Here is a 16,583-nt window from a genome sequence, read left to right as displayed (position 1 = left end):
GCGTATCGGGCCGCTAGCCCGGCACGGGAGCCTCATGGAGTTCGAACCAGATCGCCTTGCCGTCGCCGAGCGGATCCACGCCCCAGGCGTCCGCCATCTCCTGCAGGAGCAGCAGCCCGCGTCCGGAGGCGGCCATCTCCCCCGGGGTGCGGCGGTGCGGCATGTCGTCGCTGCGGTCGGTCACGTCGACCCGCAGCCGCCGGACACCCGGCACGCCGAGCAGCTGCGCGCCCAGCACCGCGTCGTCGTCCGTGTGCAGCAGCACATTGGTGACCAGCTCCGACACCAGCAGCACGGCCGCGTCGACCTGGTCCCCGCACGTCCAGTCGTGCAGCAGCGCGCGGACCTCCTCCCGGGCCGCCCGCAGCTGCCGGGGGTCGGTCTGGCCGACGGTGAGCACGCTGCGCCGCACCGGGACGTCACGGAGCGTCCCGACGGGGTCGCGGCGCACCAGCAGCAGCGCGATGTCGTCCTCCCGGCGGTCGGCGAACGGGCCGGTCAGATGGTGCGAGGCCGGGCCGTGCACCGCTTCGACCAGGGTGTCGGCGAGCGCCTCCAGCCCGTCGTCGGCCGCGTCCTCCAACACCGAGCGCAGCCGCCGCCACCCCGTGCCCAGGTCGTGGCCGCCGGTCTCGACCAGCCCGTCCGTGCAGATGAGCATCGTCTCGCCGGGCTCCAGGGTGAGCCGCGTGGTCGGGTAGTCGGAGTCGGGGGCGATCCCCAGGGGGAGGCCGCCGGCCGTGCGCCGGATCATCGTCGTGCCGTCCGCGAGCCGGACGACCGGGTCCAGGTGCCCCGCCCGTACGACGTCCAGGGTGCCGCTGACCGGATCGACCTCCAGGTAGAGGCACGTGGCGAAGCGGCCGTCCTCCCCGTCGGCGGAACACTGGGTGAGGCCGGCCAGGAAGCGGGAGGTCCGGGACATCACCGCGTCCGGGCGGTGCCCCTCGGCCGCGTACGCGCGCAGCGCGATGCGCAGTTGCCCCATCACCCCCGCCGCGCGGACGTCGTGGCCCTGCACGTCGCCGACGACCAGGGCGGTGCGCCCCGACGGCAGGTCGATCACGTCGTACCAGTCGCCGCCCACCTGCAGCCCGCCGCCGGTCGGCACGTAGCGCGCGGTCAGCGTCATCCCCTCGACCTGCGGCCGCCGCCCCGGCAGCATCGCGCGCTGCAGCCCGTCGGAGAGCTCCCGCTCCGACTCGTGCAGATGCGCCCGGGACAGCGCCTGGGCGAGCATCCGGGCGACGGTGGTCAGCACCGACCGCTCGTCCGGGGTGAAGGCGACGCGTTCCCTGAAGGCGGCCATCCACGCGCCGATCGTGCGGCCCGCGGCGACCAGCGGCAGGTACGCCCAGGACGACCGCCCGAAGTCCCGCACCAGCGGCCACGTGGCCGGGAAGCGTTCCTCGTACGCCTGCGGGCTCGGCAGGTAGACCGCACGGCCGGTGCGCACCACGACCGCCGCCGGGTACTCCGTGCGGAGCGGCATGTCCAGGAAGGGCACCTCGTCGCCCGGCCGGTGCCCGTGGAACCCGATGGCGCGGAGCCGGTCGCCCTGGACCCCGAAGACGGCGAGGCGGTCGGGGGAGAACCCCGGCATGGACAGGTGGGCGGCCACGCGGAGCACCTCCTCGGTGCTGTCCGCCTCCGCCAGCGCCCGGCCCGCGTCCAGCAGGAAGGCCTCGCGGGACCGCCGCCAGTCCGCGGGGGCGGCGGGTGCCGCCGAGGTGGGGCGGGTGCCGGTGCCCGCGCCCGGGAGACCGTGCACCGCGGGGGCCTCCTGCAGCGTGCCGACGACCTCCTCCGGCCAGCCGCCCGCGGAGGGGAGCCCGAAGGTGCGCATCACCACCGTGCGGACGACCCGTCCGTCCTCCCGGACCACGCGCAGCAGCGACTCCGACGCGGTGCCCTCGGCTATCGCCAGGGCGACCGCCGCCGCCATGTCCACGTAGTCGGAGGCGTGGTAACGGGCCCGGGTCACCCCCGAATGGACCTTCTGCGGCTGGGGCGGAAGCCCTATCAGCCCGGCGCTCACGGCGTCGAGCTCCACCATGTCGGTGGCGCTGTCCCAGCGCCAGACGCCCGTGCCCAGCGCGGCCAGCACGTCCTCGATGCGCATTCGCATAGTTTATGGTTTTCCGCGGCTTTCATACGAATGGGGTCGGGCGCGCGTACCCCCGTAGACTGGGGAGGCCTCATCCCCGAAATCAGACGACTTGGATGAACGATGCATCGGTACCGGTCCCACACCTGCGGTGAGCTGCGCGCCACCGACGTAGACGCGGAAGTGCGCCTGAGTGGTTGGCTGCACAATCGCCGGGATCTGGGCGGCATCCTGTTCGTCGATCTCCGGGACCACTACGGGGTGGTCCAGCTCGTCGCCCGTCCGGGCTCGCCCGCGTACGAGGCCCTGAGCCACCAGTCCAAGGAGTCGGTGCTCCGCGTCGACGGACGCGTCGTCGCCCGTTCGGGGGAGAACGTCAACCCCGACCTGCCCACCGGCGAGGTCGAGGTCGAGGTCACCGAGCTGGAGGTGCTCGGCGCCGCCGACCAGCTGCCCTTCCCGGTCTTCCCGGAGGACAACGCGAACGAGGAGATGCGGCTCACCAACCGCTTCCTCGACCTGCGCCGCGCCCGCATGCACCGCAACATCATGCTGCGCACCCAGGTGATCAGCTTCCTGCGCCGCGAGATGACGGCGCTGGGCTTCAACGAGCTGGCCACCCCCATCCTCTCCGCGACCTCGCCCGAGGGCGCCCGCGACTTCCTGGTGCCCTCCCGCGTGCACCCCGGCACGTTCTACGCGCTGCCGCAGGCCCCGCAGCAGTTCAAGCAGCTGCTGATGATCGCGGGCTTCGACCGCTACTTCCAGATCGCGCCCTGCTTCCGCGACGAGGACAGCCGTGCCGACCGCTCGCCCGGCGAGTTCTACCAGCTCGACGTCGAGATGAGCTTCGTCGAGCAGGAGGACGTCTTCGGGGTCATCGAGAAGGTCATGACCGACCTCTTCGAGGAGTTCGGCGGCGGCCGCCACGTGACCTCGCCGTTCCCGCGGATTCCGTTCCGCGAGTCGATGGTCAAGTACGGCAACGACAAGCCCGACCTGCGCGCCCGCCTGGAGCTGGTCGACGTCTCGTCGGTGTTCGCGGACTCCGGCTTCAAGGCCTTCGCCGGCAAGCACGTCCGCGCCCTGCCGGTGCCGGACACCGCCGAGCAGCCGCGCAAGTTCTTCGACAACCTCGGCGACTACGCCGTCGAGCAGGGCGCCAAGGGCCTGGCCTGGGTCCGGGTCGGCGACGACCTCACCCTCACCGGCCCGATCGCCAAGTTCCTCACCGAGGACGACGTCAAGGCGCTGCTCGCCGCCGTCGACGCCAAGCCCGGCCACGCGGTCTTCTTCGGCGCGGGCGAGTTCGACGAGGTCTCCAAGATCATGGGCGCCGTCCGGGTCGAGGCCGCGAAGCGGGCCGGCCAGTTCGAGGAGGACGTCTTCCGCTTCTGCTGGATCGTCGACTTCCCGATGTTCGAGAAGAACGAGGACACCGGGCAGATCGAGTTCTCCCACAACCCCTTCTCCATGCCGCAGGGCGGCCTGGAGGCGCTGGAGACCAAGGACCCGCTGGACATCCTCGCCTGGCAGTACGACATCGTCTGCAACGGTGTCGAGCTGTCCTCCGGCGCCATCCGGAACCACGAGCCCGCGATCATGTACAAGGCCTTCGAGATCGCCGGCTACGACCGCGACACCGTCGAGCACGAGTTCGGCGGCATGCTCCGCGCCTTCCACTTCGGCGCCCCGCCGCACGGCGGCATCGCCCCCGGTGTCGACCGCATGGTCATGCTGCTCGCGGACGAGCCCAACATCCGCGAGACCATCGCCTTCCCGCTCAACCAGAACGCCCAGGACCTCCTGATGGGCGCTCCGAGCACGGTCGACGAGGCGCGGCTGAAGGAGCTCCACCTCGCGCTGCGGCTGCCGCCGGAGAAGAAGGCCTGACGGCCCGCACCACGCCGTACGCCGAAGGGCCCGGAACCGTACGGTTCCGGGCCCTTCGGCGTACGCGGTTCGGTACAGGCCCTTGAGCCTCCTGCCCGGTGGCGACGCCCGGCCGGACGCTCAGCCGTCCAGGGCGACGAGGGCGACCACCGGGTGGGCAGGGTCGCTGTCGTCGACGGCGACACCGCGGCTGTAGGCGCCGTGGTCCGCGCCGGCGGGCACGTGGTCGCCGGCGTAGCGGGCGTGCGTGAGGCCACCGGCGGCGCGGCGGCAGGGGTCGGCGGGGGGCTCGCCGACCCGCAGGGCCTGCACGTCGGGGCCGAGCGCGCCGAAGCCGGAGGCTGACAGGAACCGCTCCAGGCCTGCGGCGGTGGTGCGGAAGCTCAGTTCGAGGTCGTGCTCGCCGGACAGCCCGCCGCCCTGCGCGAGGTAGTGCACGTCCTGCGGGTCGTCGGGCAGTCGCAGGCCGAAGCGCCCGGCGGCCTCCGCCAGCGTGACGTTGCTGCCGCGGCACGCCCCGTCCCGGTCCGGGGCGGCACCGGAGCGGCGGTCGTCCGAGCCGGTCAGCGAGACCGCGAGGATCACCCCGGCCACCACCAGCACCAGGGTCAGGCCCACCGCCAGGATCAGCACCAGCGGGGACCTGTCCCTGACCGTGGTCGGCATCAGACCGCCTCCGGCTCCCCGCCGAAGCGCTCGCGGTAGCCGTCCAGGTCCTCCTCGGTGATCTTCGCGAAGAGCACCGGCGGGACGGTGAAGGCCGTCCCGGCGGGGACGGCGGCCAGCGCGCGGGCCTCCTCGGGGGTGACCCAGGCCGCGGTGTCGTCCGTCAGGGCGAAGGCCCCGCGCATGGCGGCGGCCGTGGCCGGGATGAAGGGCTCGGAGACGACCGCGTAGAGGTGGATCAGGTTCATGGCGGTGCGCAGGGTCAGGGCGGCGCCGTCGGCGTCCGTCTTGATCTCCAGCCAGGGGGCCTTCTCCTCCAGGTAGGAGTTTCCGGCGCTCCACAGGGCGCGCAGCGCCTGCGCGGCCTTGCGGAACTGCAGGTCCTCCATGTGCCGCTCGTACTCGGCGAGGAGCTCGGCGATCTGCGCGCCCAGGCGCTCCTCGGCCTCCCCGGCCTCCCTGCCCGCGGGCACCTCGTCGCCGAAGCGCTTGCGGGAGAAGGACAGCACGCGGTTGACGAAGTTGCCGAGGGTGTCGGCGAGGTCCTTGTTGACCGAGGCCGCGAAGTGCTCCCAGGTGAAGGAGGTGTCGTCGGACTCCGGCGCGTTCGCGATCAGGAAGTAGCGCCAGTAGTCGGCGGGCAGGATCTCCAGGGCGGCGTCGGTGAAGATGCCGCGCCGCTGCGAGGTGGAGAACTTGCCGCCGTAGTAGGTCAGCCAGTTGAAGGCCTTGACGTAGTCGACCTTCTTCCACTTGTCACGGGTGCCCAGCAGGGTCGCCGGGAACATCACCGTGTGGAAGGGGACGTTGTCCTTGGCCATGAACTCGGTGTAGCGCACGTCGGTGTCGACGTCGTACCACCAGGAGCGCCAGTCGCGGGTCTCGCCGTCGCCCGCGGCGTCCGACCACTCCTTGGTGGCGCCGATGTACTCGATCGGCGCGTCGAACCAGACGTAGAAGACCTTGCCCTCGGCCGCCAGGTCCGGCCAGGTGTCGGCCGGCACCGGCACGCCCCAGTCGAGGTCGCGGGTGATGGCGCGGTCCTGAAGGCCCTCGGTCAGCCACTTGCGGGCGATGGAGGAGGCGAGCGTCGGCCAGTCCTTGCCGTGCTCGTCGACCCAGGCCTCGACCTCGTGGGAGAGCTTGGACTGCAGCAGGAAGAGGTGCTTGGTCTCGCGGACCTCCAGCCGGCTGCTGCCGCTGATCGCGGAACGCGGCTCGATCAGGTCGGTCGGGTCCAGCACGCGGGTGCAGTTCTCGCACTGGTCGCCGCGCGCCTTGTCGTAGCCGCAGTGCGGGCAGGTGCCGACGATGTAGCGGTCGGGCAGGAAGCGCTCGTCGTCCAGGGAGTAGACCTGGCGGATGGCGCGCTCCTCGATGAAGCCGTTCTCCTTCAGCTCCCGCGCGATGGCCTGGGTGATCTCGCGGTTCTGCTGCGAGGAACTGCGGCCGAAGTAGTCGAAGGAGAGCGCGAAGCCGTCGTAGACCGCCTTCTGCGCGTCGTGCTGCTGCGCGCAGAACGCGTCGACCGGCAGGCCGGCCTCCTGCGCGGCGAGCTCGGCCGGGGTGCCGTGCTCGTCGGTGGCGCAGATGTAGAGCACCTCGTGGCCGCGCTGGCGCAGGTACCGGGAGTAGACGTCGGCCGGGAGCATGGACCCCACCATGTTGCCCAGGTGCTTGATCCCGTTGATGTACGGAAGGGCGCTGGTGATGAGGTGTCGAGCCATTGCCGGCTGCTCCCAAGTCGCTACTGTGGGTGAGGATTTCCTCTACGGACCGTCAATATCGTATCCGACCGGGAAGGTCCACCCGTTCGCCCTTTCCGGCATGCGGACACGGCCGGGGCCGTGATCGGCTGGCCGGGTGGACGCGCCCCTTCTGCCGGCCTCCGCGCGACGGACGGCCGCGTGGTGCGGCGTCGTGCTGCTGGTGGCCGGTGTGGGCGCGCTCGTCGTCTGGCTGGTCGTCACCTTCGCGTCGGTCGTCACCCCCGTCCTGCTGGCCCTGCTGGGCAGCGCCCTGCTGGGTCCGCTGTACCGGCGGCTGCGGGCCGTCAAGGTGCAGCGGTCGGCGGCGGCGGGGCTGACCTGCGTGGCGCTGGTGGTCTTCGTCGCGGCCGCGGGGTTCGTGGTCGTCCACAGCCTGCTGGAGACCGGGGACGAGATCGTGGCCTCGCTCAAGGACGCGGCCCGGAAACTGCTGCCACGCCTGGGCGCGTCGGGGACCTCGCTGAACGACACCATCGACAGCCTCAAGTCCTTCGCCACCAAGTACGGCGCCCGCGCCGCCTCCGGGGTGGTGTCCGGCATCAGCATCGTGGGACAGCTCATCGCGACCGCCGTGCTGGCGCTGCTGCTGACCTTCTTCTTCCTGCGCGACGGCGCCCGGTTCCCCGCGCTGCTACGCGAGGCCGCCCCGCACGGCACCGGTCCCCTGCTGGAGCGGATCGCCCACCGCGCCTTCGCGGCGGTCCAGGGCTTCATGCGGGGCACGACGGTGATCGCGCTGATCGACGCCACGCTCATCGGCATCGGCCTGCTGATCCTGCGGGTGCCGGGGGCGCCGGGCCTGGCCGCACTGGTCTTCATCGGCGCCTACATCCCGTACCTGGGGGCGTTCATCTCCGGCGCGGTGGCGGTGCTCGTCGCCCTCGCCGACCGCGGGTGGGTGATCGGCGTGTGGGCCCTGGGTGTGGTGCTGGCGGTGCAGGTGCTGGAGGGGCACGTGCTGCAGCCGATCGTGCAGAGCCGTACGGTGCACATGCACCCCGCTCTGGTGCTGCTGGCGATCACCGCGGGGGCGAGCCTGGCGGGCATCCTCGGGATGCTGCTGGCGGTGCCGATCGCGGCCGCCGCCTTCGGGGCCCTGGACGAACTCCGGCGCCACGAGCCGGAGGTTCCTCCAGAAGTCGAAGGCCCTCCGTCACATCCGGCCGGATAGGGGTTGTTTTTATTACCCGCGGGTAGCATCATTACCGCCTGGTAAGTGATAAAGCTGCGAGGACTGCGAACCCTTCCCGCCGTCCGACCGACCCCGACGGAGCCGTCGCCATGGGCCACTACAAGTCAAACCTTCGCGACATCGAGTTCAACCTCTTCGAGGTCCTCGGACGCGAGAAGCTGTACGGGACCGGCCCGTTCGCCGAGATGGACGTCGAGACCGCCAAGGACATCCTGTCCGAGGTCGCACGCCTCGCGGAGAACGAGCTCGCCGACTCCTTCGCCGACGCCGACCGCCACCCGCCGGTCTTCGACCCGGAGACCAACACCGCCCCCGTGCCGGACTCCTTCAAGAAGAGCTACAAGACCTTCATGGACTCCGAGTACTGGCGCCTGGGCCTGCCGGAGGGCATCGGCGGCACCACCGCCCCGCCGTCCCTGATCTGGTCGTACGCGGAGCTGATCCTCGGCTCCAACCCGGCGATATGGATGTACTCCTCCGGCCCGGCCTTCGCCCGCATCCTCTTCGAGGAGGGCAACGAGGTCCAGAAGAAGATCGCCGGGATCGCGGTCGAGAAGACCTGGGGCTCCACGATGGTCCTCACCGAGCCCGACGCCGGCTCGGACGTGGGCGCCGGCCGCGCGAAGGCCGTCGAGCAGGAGGACGGCTCCTGGCACATCGAGGGCGTGAAGCGCTTCATCACCTCCGGCGAGCACGACATGGAGGAAAACATCCTCCACTACGTCCTCGCCCGCCCCGAGGGCGCCGGCCCCGGCACCAAGGGCCTGTCCCTCTTCCTCGTCCCGAAGTACCTCTTCGACTTCGAGACCGGCGAGCTGGGCGAGCGCAACGGCGTCTACGCCACGAACGTCGAGCACAAGATGGGCCTGAAGGCCTCCAACACCTGCGAGATGACCTTCGGCGACAAGCACCCCGCCAAGGGCTGGCTCATCGGCGACAAGCACGACGGCATCCGCCAGATGTTCCGCATCATCGAGTTCGCCCGCATGATGGTCGGCACGAAGGCGATCTCCACCCTCTCCACCGGCTACCTCAACGCGCTGGAGTACGCCAAGGAGCGCGTGCAGGGCCCGGACCTCGCGCAGTTCATGGACAAGAGCGCGCCCAAGGTCACCATCACCCACCACCCCGACGTGCGCCGCTCCCTGCTGACGCAGAAGGCCTACGCCGAGGGCATGCGCGCGCTGGTCCTCCACACCGCCTCCGTCCAGGACGCGATCGCCGTCGCCGAGGCGGCCGGCGAGGAGGCCAAGGCCCTCGAGGCGCTCAACGACCTGCTCCTGCCGATCGTCAAGGGCTACGGCTCGGAGAAGGGCTACGAGCAGCTCGCCCAGTCCCTGCAGATCTTCGGCGGCTCCGGCTTCCTGCAGGAGTACCCGATCGAGCAGTACATCCGCGACGCCAAGATCGACACCCTCTACGAGGGCACCACGGCGATCCAGGGCCAGGACTACTTCTTCCGGAAGATCGTCCGCAACCAGGGCGCCGCGCTGACCACCCTCTCCGAGGAGATCAAGAAGTTCCTCGCCGAGGCCACCGGTGGCGACGAGCTGGCCGCCGCCCGCGAGCAGCTCGCCAAGGCCGCCGTGGACCTGGAGGCCATCGTCGGCAAGATGCTCACCGACCTCGCCGCCACCGAGCAGGACGTGAAGTCCATCTACAAGGTGGGCCTGAACACCACCCGCCTGCTGCTCGCCTCCGGCGACGTCGTCGTCGGCTACCTGCTGCTCAAGGGCGCCGCCGTCGCCGCCGGGAAGCTGGCCGCCGGCGCCTCCGCCAAGGACACCGCCTTCTACACCGGCAAGATCGCCGCCGCGAAGCACTTCGCCGCCGAGGTCCTGCCGCAGGTCTCCGTCGCGCGGTCCGTCGCCGACGGCGTCACCCTCGACGTCATGGACCTGCCGGAAGAGGCGTTCTGACCCGGTCCTGACCGGTTCCGGCCGGGACCGATACGGCAACGACGGCCCGCTCCTCCCACGAGGAGCGGGCCGTCGCGCGTCCTTATGCTTGAAGCATGAACCCTCAGCCCCACTTCGGCCGTGGCCACACCGACGACCTCGCAGCCTTCCTCACCGCCAGCCCGTCTCAGTACCACGCGGTCGCGAGCGCCGCCGAGCGCCTGGAGAAGGCCGGATTCCAGCAGGTGGCCGAGACCGAGGCGTGGGGCGCCGGGGCGGGCGGCAAGTACGTGCTGCGGGGTGGCGCGATCATCGCCTGGTACGTGCCCGAGGGCGCCGGACCCGCCACCCCCTTCCGGGTGGTCGGCGCCCACACCGACTCCACCAACCTGCGCGTCAAGCCGCGTCCCGACTCGGGCTCCTTCGGGTGGCGCCAGATCGCCGTCGAGATCTACGGCGGCGCCCTCCTCAACACCTGGCTCGACCGCGACCTGGGCCTGTCCGGCCGGCTGGTGCTGCGCGACGGCACGACGACGCTGGTCCACGTCGACCGGCCGCTGCTGCGGGTGCCGCAGCTCGCCGTCCACCTCGACCGCGCCGTCAACACCGACGGCCTCAAGCTCGACAAGCAGCGCCACATGCAGCCCGTCTGGGGCCTCGGCGAGGTCGACGAGGGCGCCCTGATCGCGTTCCTCGCGGAGGAGAGCGGCGTGGCCGCCGCCGACGTCGTCGGCTGGGACCTGATGACCCACGACGTCCAGCCGCCCGCCTACCTCGGCCGCGACCGCGAGTTCCTGGCCGCAGGCCGGCTCGACAACCTGCTCTCCGTGCACGCCGGCACCGCCGCCCTGGCGGCCGTCGCCGGGGCCGACCTGCCGTACGTCCCCGTGCTGGCCGCCTTCGACCACGAGGAGACCGGCAGCGAGTCCGACACCGGCGCCGTCGGCCCGCTGCTCGGCAACGTCCTGGAGCGCTCCGTCTTCGCCCGCGGCGGCAGCTACGAGGACCGCGCCCGCGCCTTCGCCGGCACCGTGTGCGCCTCCTCCGACACCGGCCACGCCGTCCACCCCAACTACGCGGAGAAGCACGACCCGACGCACCGCCCGATGCCCAACGGCGGCCCGATCCTCAAGGTCAACGTCAGCCAGCGCTACGCCACCGACGGCACCGGCCGCGGCATCTTCGCCGCCGCCTGCGAGCGGGCCGGAGTGCCCTGGCAGGCCTTCGTCTCCAACAACGCCATGCCCTGCGGCACCACCATCGGCCCCATCACCGCCGCCCGGCACGGCATCACGACCGTGGACGTCGGCGTGCCGATCCTCTCGATGCACTCCGCGCGCGAACTGTGCGGCGCCGACGACCCGTACCTGCTGGCCAGCGCCCTGAAGGCGTTCCTGGAGGGCTGATCCGCGGCCCCGCCGGTGAAGTCCGCCCACCGGGAGCGGACTTCACCGGCGGGGACCGGTCATGAGATGCCCGCCCCGGGGTACACGGGTTCTACGAGTCCGTAGTGCCAACCCAGTTCGGAGGCGGACATCATGGGCATCGGCGGTTGCATCGGTCTGATCGCGGTGGGAGCCATCCTCACCTTCGCGACCGACTGGCACATGGCCGGGGTCAACCTTGACCTGGTCGGACTGATCATGATGGCGGTCGGCGTCATCGGTCTGGCCGCGTACGTCAGCATCTTCAAGAAGCGCCGGGTCGTGGAGCCGATGCCGGTGATGGACGAGCGCGCCCGCAACTACCCGCACGTGTGACGGACGTGCGGGGGCGTCAGGCGTCCATCCCCGCGAGCACCAGGGCGAGCCGGGTGTCCCCCTCGGGGGTCAGGCGGACGGGGACACCCCAGTCCTGCTGGTGCACATGGCAGGCCGGGAACTCCTTGTCCGGGTCGTCGTCGCACGACGCGGCCATCGCCGACACGTGCAGCACCCCCTCGCCGACGTCCCCGTCCAGGACGACGTCCCGGAAGAGGTCCGTGCCCTTGCCGGCCCCCTCCAGCAGCAGCTCCGGCGGCGTCGCGCTGACCAGCAGCCGCGTCGAGGGGCCGTAGCGCCCGTCGAGCTTCTGACCGGCCGGGGCGGAGAACACCACGTCCAGCCGCAGCGGCCCCGGCGCCACGTCCGTCGCGGGCCGCTGCGTACGGTGCGCCGCACCCTCGACCCGCGCCGCCTCCTCCGGCAGGCGCAGCCGCGTCAGCCGGTGACGGGCGGACTCCACCACCACGATCTCCGCGCCGTCCACCACCGCGCCCGACGGCTCCCGCAGGTCCGTCGCGAGCGTGCCGACCTCACCGGTCGCCGGATCGAAGCGGCGCAGCGCGTGGTTGTACGTGTCGCTGACCGCGACCGACCCGTCCGGCAGCGCGGTCACCCCCAGCGGATGCTGCAGCAGCGCCTGCTCCGCGGCACCGTCACGGTGACCGAAGTCGAACAGCCCCGTGCCGACGGCGGTGCGCACCACGTACCCCGCGCCGTCACCGGCCCGCTCCACCCAGCGCAGCGCGCTCGTCTCGGAGTCCGCGACCCACAGCCGCTCGCCGGCCGCGGCCAGTCCCGACGGCTGCGCGAACCACGCCTGCTCCGCCGGCCCGTCGACCAGCCCCTCGTTCGTCGTCCCGGCCGCCACGGCGACCGTCCCGTCCGCCGGGTCGTACGTCCACAGCTGGTGGACGCCCGCCATGGCGATCCACACCTTGCCGTCCCACCACGCCACGTCCCACGGCGAGGACAGGTCGGTCCCCAGCGCCGGGCCCGAGGTCGCCGACCCCTGCCACCACTGCCTTCCGGTGCCGGCCACCGTCTCCAGGGCCCCGCCCGCCGGGTCGAACGTCCGCAGCCGGTGGTTCACGGTGTCCGCGACGACCACGGTGCCGTCCGGCAGCAGCGCCAGCCCCTGCGGCTCGTTGAAGTCCCCCGGCCCGCCGATCCGCCGCACGACGGTCTCCCCGTCCGGCTCCATCTCCACCAGCTGGTGCCGGGTCGAGTCCGACACCAGCAGGTTCCCCGACGGCAGCCGCAGCACCTTCCCCGGGAACCGCAGGTCCGTCGCCACCGGCTCCGGCGGCACGTACGGCCCGTCGCCGCGGCGCAGCGTCCCCTTCGCCGCGTGCTCCGCCTCCAGCTCGGTGACCAGCGCCTCCAGCGCGTGGGCGTGCCCCTCCCCGGAGTGCTGGGCCACGACGTAGCCCTCCGGGTCGATCACGGTCAGCGTCGGCCACGCCCGCACGGCGTACTGCTTCCAGGTGGCCAGCTCCGGATCGTCCAGCACCGGGTGGTGCACCCCGTAGCGCTCCACGGCGTCCACGACCGACTGGTGCTCCGCCTCGTGCACGAACTTCGGCGAGTGGACGCCGACGATCACCACGGTGTCGCGGTGCTTCTCCTCCAGCTCGCGCAGCTCGTCGAGGACGTGCAGGCAGTTGATGCAGCAGAAGGTCCAGAAATCGAGGATCACGATCGATCCCCGCAGGTCGGAAAGGTCCAGCTGCTTGCCGCCGGTGTTGAGCCAGCCGCCCTTCCCGACCAGCTCGGGGGCACGGACACGGGCACGGCGGGGCTTGGGGGAGGACGCGGAGGCGGAACCGTTCATGCTGCAAGGGTGCCACCCCGCGCGAGGGGCGATCACAGCCGTGGGCCCGGTACAACCTTTGCCCGTCGTGGACCGTCTCTCCTGTACCGACCGTCCCTCGTGCCACGGCACGACCAGGGGCACCGCAGCGTTCCGCCGCGTCGTGCTCCCCCGTCCGGACGGGCGATCCAGACCGGCGCGGGCCGCCGAAGGGCCCCCGCACGCAGCAGGAGCTCGCATGCCCACGCGCAAGAACCTCCGCCTGGTCGCCGCGACGGCCGCAGCCGTCGCACTGACCGGAGGGCTGCTCACCGTCTCGGCGGGGACCGCAGCCGCCGCACCCGCCAAGTACGCCGACGACTTCAACGGCGACGGCTACCGCGACTTCGCCACCGGCGGCAGCGGTTCGGTCACCGTCACGTACGGGACCGCGAACGGCCCAGGAACCAAGGTCAAGACCTTCACCCAGAGCAGCGCCGGCATCCCCGGCACGGCGGGCGACAGCGGAGGCTACGCCGACATGTTCGGCGACGCCCTGGCGGCCGCCGACTTCAACCGCGACGGGTACGCCGACCTCGCGGTCGGCGACGGCTCCGAGAAGGTGGGCAGCCGCGCCGCCGCGGGCGCGGTCACCGTCGTCTGGGGCTCCAAGTCGGGGCTGTCGTCCACCGCCACCCGCATACCGCTCAAGTCCCCCCACGCCGGATACGAGTTCGGCTACGCACTCGCGACCGGCGACTTCAACGGCGACGGCAAGATCGATCTGGCCGTCACGGACGTCGAGTCCGTGTACATCTACCGGGGCGGCTTCGCCAAGTCCGGCACCACGGGCAAGGTCACCCGCCACACCCCGGCCCCGGGCGCGGACAACATGCTCGAACCTGCCGGGCTCGTCGCCGGGAAGGTCACCAAGGACGCCGCCACCGACCTGTACGTCCTCGGCCAGGGCTACCGCAATGACAAGGCCACCTCGGTCGCCTGGTTCCTGCGCGGCGGTTCCACCGTCAAGGCGGGCAAGTTCACCACGTACAACACCTCGTCCCCGAACTACGGCCCCTCGGGCGTGATCGCGGACTTCGACAAGAACGGCTACGGCGACCTCGCGGTCGGCGACCACCCGTACAACAAGGGCGCCGGGGCCGTCTTCGTGCTGCGCGGCGGCTCGGGCGGCCCCACCACCGGCTACCGCCTCACCCAGGCCACCGCCGGTGTCGCCACCGGCGCCACCGGCGGCGACGCGTTCGGCACCACGCTCTCCGCGGGTGACACGAACCGCGACGGCTACCCGGATCTCGCGGTCGGTGTGCCCGGGGAGAAGATCGGCACCGCCAAGCACGCGGGCGGCGTGCACGTCCTGCGCGGCGGCAAGAAGGGTCTGACCGGCACCGGCTCCCAGTGGTTCAGCCTGCAGACCGCGGGCGTCCCCGGCGATGCCACGGAGTACTCCGGGTTCGGCTGGTTCGTCCGTCTGCGCGACCTCGACCGGGACGGCGACGCCGACCTCCTGGCCTCCGGGGGCAGCTACGACCCGTCGGGCGTGCTGCTGCCCGGCGGCACCAAGGGCATCACCGCGGCCTCCGCCCGGGTGATCCCGCTGCTCGCCGCGTTCCCGCAGTAGCGGGGGCGGGTCCGACGGCGGAAGGGCCCGGGCAGCCGCTCGCCCGGGCCCTTCCCCGTGCCGCCCGCGCCGGACGGCGGAGTCCGCCGGGAGGTCCGGCGGTGCGGGGGGCTCAGGGCCGCAGGTCGTTCACGACGTCCGTGGTGGCGACGAGGCCGGAGTGGATGGTGGGGGCGAGGCTGGAGCCGGCGAGGCAGAAGCCGAGGAGGACGCAGAGGATCGCGTGGGAGACCTTCAGCGACTTCGCCCGCAGCAGGATGAGCGTGATCACGATCAGGAGCAGGACCACGGAGATGGATACCGCCATGGCCGTATGACGTCACAGATCGGCGCCCGGGTGGGGGCGACACGCGCGGGAAGGGCCCGGACGCACAAATGTCCGGGCCCTTCCCGTTGCCGTGCCAGGGGCCGATCAGGCCCAGGTGATCAGGCGCTTGGGGTACTCCAGGACCGCCGCGACGTCGGCGAGGACCTTGGAGCCGAGCTCGCCGTCGACCAGGCGGTGGTCGAAGGAGAGCGCGAGCGTGGTGACCTGGCGGGGCTTGACCTTGCCCTTGTGGACCCAGGGCAGCTCCTTGACCGCGCCGAAGGCGAGGATCGCGGACTCCCCGGGGTTGAGGATGGGCGTGCCGGTGTCGATGCCGAAGACGCCGACGTTGGTGATGGTGACCGTGCCGCCCTGCATGTCGGCCGGCGAGGTCTTGCCCTCACGGGCCGTGGCGACCAGGTCACCGAGGGCGGACGCCAGTTCGGGCAGGGTCTTGCCCTGGGCGTCCTTGATGTTGGGGACGATCAGCCCGCGCGGGGTGGCGGCGGCGATGCCCAGGTTGACGTAGCCCTTGTGGACGATCTCCTGGTTGGCCTCGTCCCAGGCGGCGTTGACCTCCGGGTTGCGGCGGATCGCGACCAGCAGGGCCTTGGCGACCAGCAGGAGCGGGCTGACCTTGAGCCCGGCGAAGGCCGGGTCGGTCTTGAGCTCCTGCACGAGCCGCATGGTCCGGGTGATGTCGAAGGTGACGAACTCGGTCACGTGCGGCGCGGTGAAGGCACTGGCGACCATGGCCGCGGCCGTCGCCTTCCGGACGCCCTTGATCGGGACGCGGGTCTCCAGCGCGCCCGCGGCGGGTGCCAGAGCGGCGGGAGCCGGTACCGCCACCGGGGCGGCGGTGACCTGCGCGGGGGCGACCGGCGCGGCGGTGGGGGCCGCCGCCTTCTGGACGTCCTCGCGGGTGATCGTGCCCTGCGGCCCGGTCGGGGTGACCGCGGCCAGGTCCACGCCCAGGTCCTTGGCGAGCTTGCGCACCGGCGGCTTGGCCAGCGGGCGGACCTCGGCGGGGGCGAACCCGGCGTGGGCCGCCGGGGCCGGGGCTGCGGCGGCCGGCGCCGGGGCGTGGCCGTTGAGCTCGCCCTGGACGGCCTGCTGCGCCCCGGTCTGCGCCGGCACGGCGGGCTGCTTGCGCGCCCGGCGCTTGGTCGACGAGGCGGCGACGCCGTAGCCGACCAGCACGGGCTGGCGCTTCTGCGCCGGCTCCGCGGCGGGGGCCGGCGCGGCGGCCGGCTCCGGTGCGGTCCCTGCGGCCGGTTCGCCGCCCTCGCCCTCACCGGTGTCGACGGCGATGATCACGGTGCCGACGTCGACGGTCTCCCCCTCGGGGAAGCGCAGCTCGTGCACCACCCCGTCGAACGGGATCGGAAGCTCGACCGCGGCCTTGGCGGTCTCCACCTCGCAGACCACCTGGCCGTCGGTGACGGTGTCGCCGGGCTTGACGTACCACTTGAGGATCTCGGCCTCGGTGAGTCCCTCGCCGACGTCCGGCATCTTGAACTCACGGAAGCGCTGCGGTGCTGCCACTGTCGTCACAACCCT

12 protein-coding genes are annotated in these 16,583 nt (G+C 72.0%); 6 read left to right on the top strand and 6 right to left on the bottom strand.

Annotation, left to right across the window (positions count from 1 at the left end; translation table 11 throughout):
- Nucleotides 1-13: 13 nt before the first annotated feature.
- Nucleotides 14-2,122: an ATP-binding SpoIIE family protein phosphatase gene (locus tag ACFYYN_RS00985; RefSeq protein ID WP_500544214.1), complete on the bottom strand. Its 2,109-nt coding sequence runs from the start codon at nt 2,120-2,122 to the stop codon at nt 14-16.
- Nucleotides 2,123-2,230: 108 nt separating this feature from the next.
- Here ACFYYN_RS00985 and aspS point away from each other — a divergent pair, with 108 nt between their 5' ends.
- Nucleotides 2,231-4,000: an aspartate--tRNA ligase gene (gene aspS / locus ACFYYN_RS00980; RefSeq protein WP_500331458.1), complete on the top strand. Its 1,770-nt coding sequence runs from the start codon at nt 2,231-2,233 to the stop codon at nt 3,998-4,000.
- 120 nt (nt 4,001-4,120) lie between these two features.
- Here aspS and ACFYYN_RS00975 read toward each other — a convergent pair whose 3' ends face one another.
- Together ACFYYN_RS00975 and metG are read right to left on the bottom strand one after the other, a co-directional pair.
- The gene (locus tag ACFYYN_RS00975; RefSeq protein WP_500331459.1) at nt 4,121-4,666 is read right to left on the bottom strand and encodes a hypothetical protein; all 546 of its coding nucleotides are present in this window, start codon (nt 4,664-4,666) and stop codon (nt 4,121-4,123) included.
- Nucleotides 4,666-6,393, bottom strand: a complete 1,728-nt coding sequence (gene metG / locus ACFYYN_RS00970) for a methionine--tRNA ligase (protein ID WP_500544213.1) — start codon at nt 6,391-6,393, stop codon at nt 4,666-4,668. The genes ACFYYN_RS00975 and metG overlap by 1 nt, the downstream gene beginning before the upstream one ends.
- Before the next feature lie 136 nt (nt 6,394-6,529).
- Between metG and ACFYYN_RS00965 the strand changes: the two genes are divergently transcribed.
- The 4 genes from ACFYYN_RS00965 to ACFYYN_RS00950 all read left to right on the top strand — a co-directional run bounded on the left by ACFYYN_RS00965 (nt 6,530) and on the right by ACFYYN_RS00950 (nt 11,285).
- Complete coding sequence (locus tag ACFYYN_RS00965; protein WP_500544212.1) at nt 6,530-7,606, top strand: AI-2E family transporter; 1,077 nt, start codon at nt 6,530-6,532, stop codon at nt 7,604-7,606.
- A 110-nt stretch (nt 7,607-7,716) separates the two neighbouring features.
- Entirely contained in the window at nt 7,717-9,546 is a 1,830-nt protein-coding gene (locus ACFYYN_RS00960) for an acyl-CoA dehydrogenase (protein ID WP_500544211.1), read from the top strand.
- Nucleotides 9,547-9,641: 95 nt separating this feature from the next.
- Nucleotides 9,642-10,931 carry a M18 family aminopeptidase gene (locus ACFYYN_RS00955; RefSeq protein WP_500331466.1) on the top strand — a complete coding sequence of 430 codons (1,290 nt, stop codon included), beginning with the start codon at nt 9,642-9,644 and terminating at the stop codon, nt 10,929-10,931.
- Nucleotides 10,932-11,063: 132 nt separating this feature from the next.
- On the top strand, nt 11,064-11,285 hold the full coding sequence (locus ACFYYN_RS00950; RefSeq protein WP_499512825.1) for a hypothetical protein: 222 nt from the start codon (nt 11,064-11,066) through the stop codon (nt 11,283-11,285).
- Between the two features lie 16 nt (nt 11,286-11,301).
- On the opposite strand, the gene ACFYYN_RS00945 is transcribed toward ACFYYN_RS00950, so the two are convergent.
- Entirely contained in the window at nt 11,302-13,119 is a 1,818-nt protein-coding gene (locus ACFYYN_RS00945; RefSeq protein ID WP_500544210.1) for an NHL domain-containing thioredoxin family protein, read from the bottom strand.
- 217 nt (nt 13,120-13,336) lie between these two features.
- On the opposite strand from ACFYYN_RS00945, the gene ACFYYN_RS00940 reads away from it, so the two are divergent.
- Entirely contained in the window at nt 13,337-14,716 is a 1,380-nt protein-coding gene (locus ACFYYN_RS00940; RefSeq protein WP_500331470.1) for an FG-GAP and VCBS repeat-containing protein, read from the top strand.
- Nucleotides 14,717-14,828: 112 nt separating this feature from the next.
- Here ACFYYN_RS00940 and ACFYYN_RS00935 read toward each other — a convergent pair whose 3' ends face one another.
- Nucleotides 14,829-15,023 (bottom strand): hypothetical protein, encoded by a 195-nt coding sequence (locus ACFYYN_RS00935; RefSeq protein ID WP_500331472.1) that lies wholly within the window; start codon nt 15,021-15,023, stop codon nt 14,829-14,831.
- Nucleotides 15,024-15,128: 105 nt separating this feature from the next.
- Nucleotides 15,129-16,535 carry a dihydrolipoamide acetyltransferase family protein gene (locus tag ACFYYN_RS00930; RefSeq protein WP_500331499.1) on the bottom strand — a complete coding sequence of 469 codons (1,407 nt, stop codon included), beginning with the start codon at nt 16,533-16,535 and terminating at the stop codon, nt 15,129-15,131.
- Between the last annotated feature and the right edge of the window lie 48 nt (nt 16,536-16,583).

The organism is Streptomyces sp. NPDC001902, assembly GCF_042891295.1.
Classification (GTDB): domain Bacteria; phylum Actinomycetota; class Actinomycetes; order Streptomycetales; family Streptomycetaceae; genus Actinacidiphila.
Note: the sequence above shows the minus strand (reverse complement) of the source record. Positions and strands in the feature narration are given on the sequence as shown.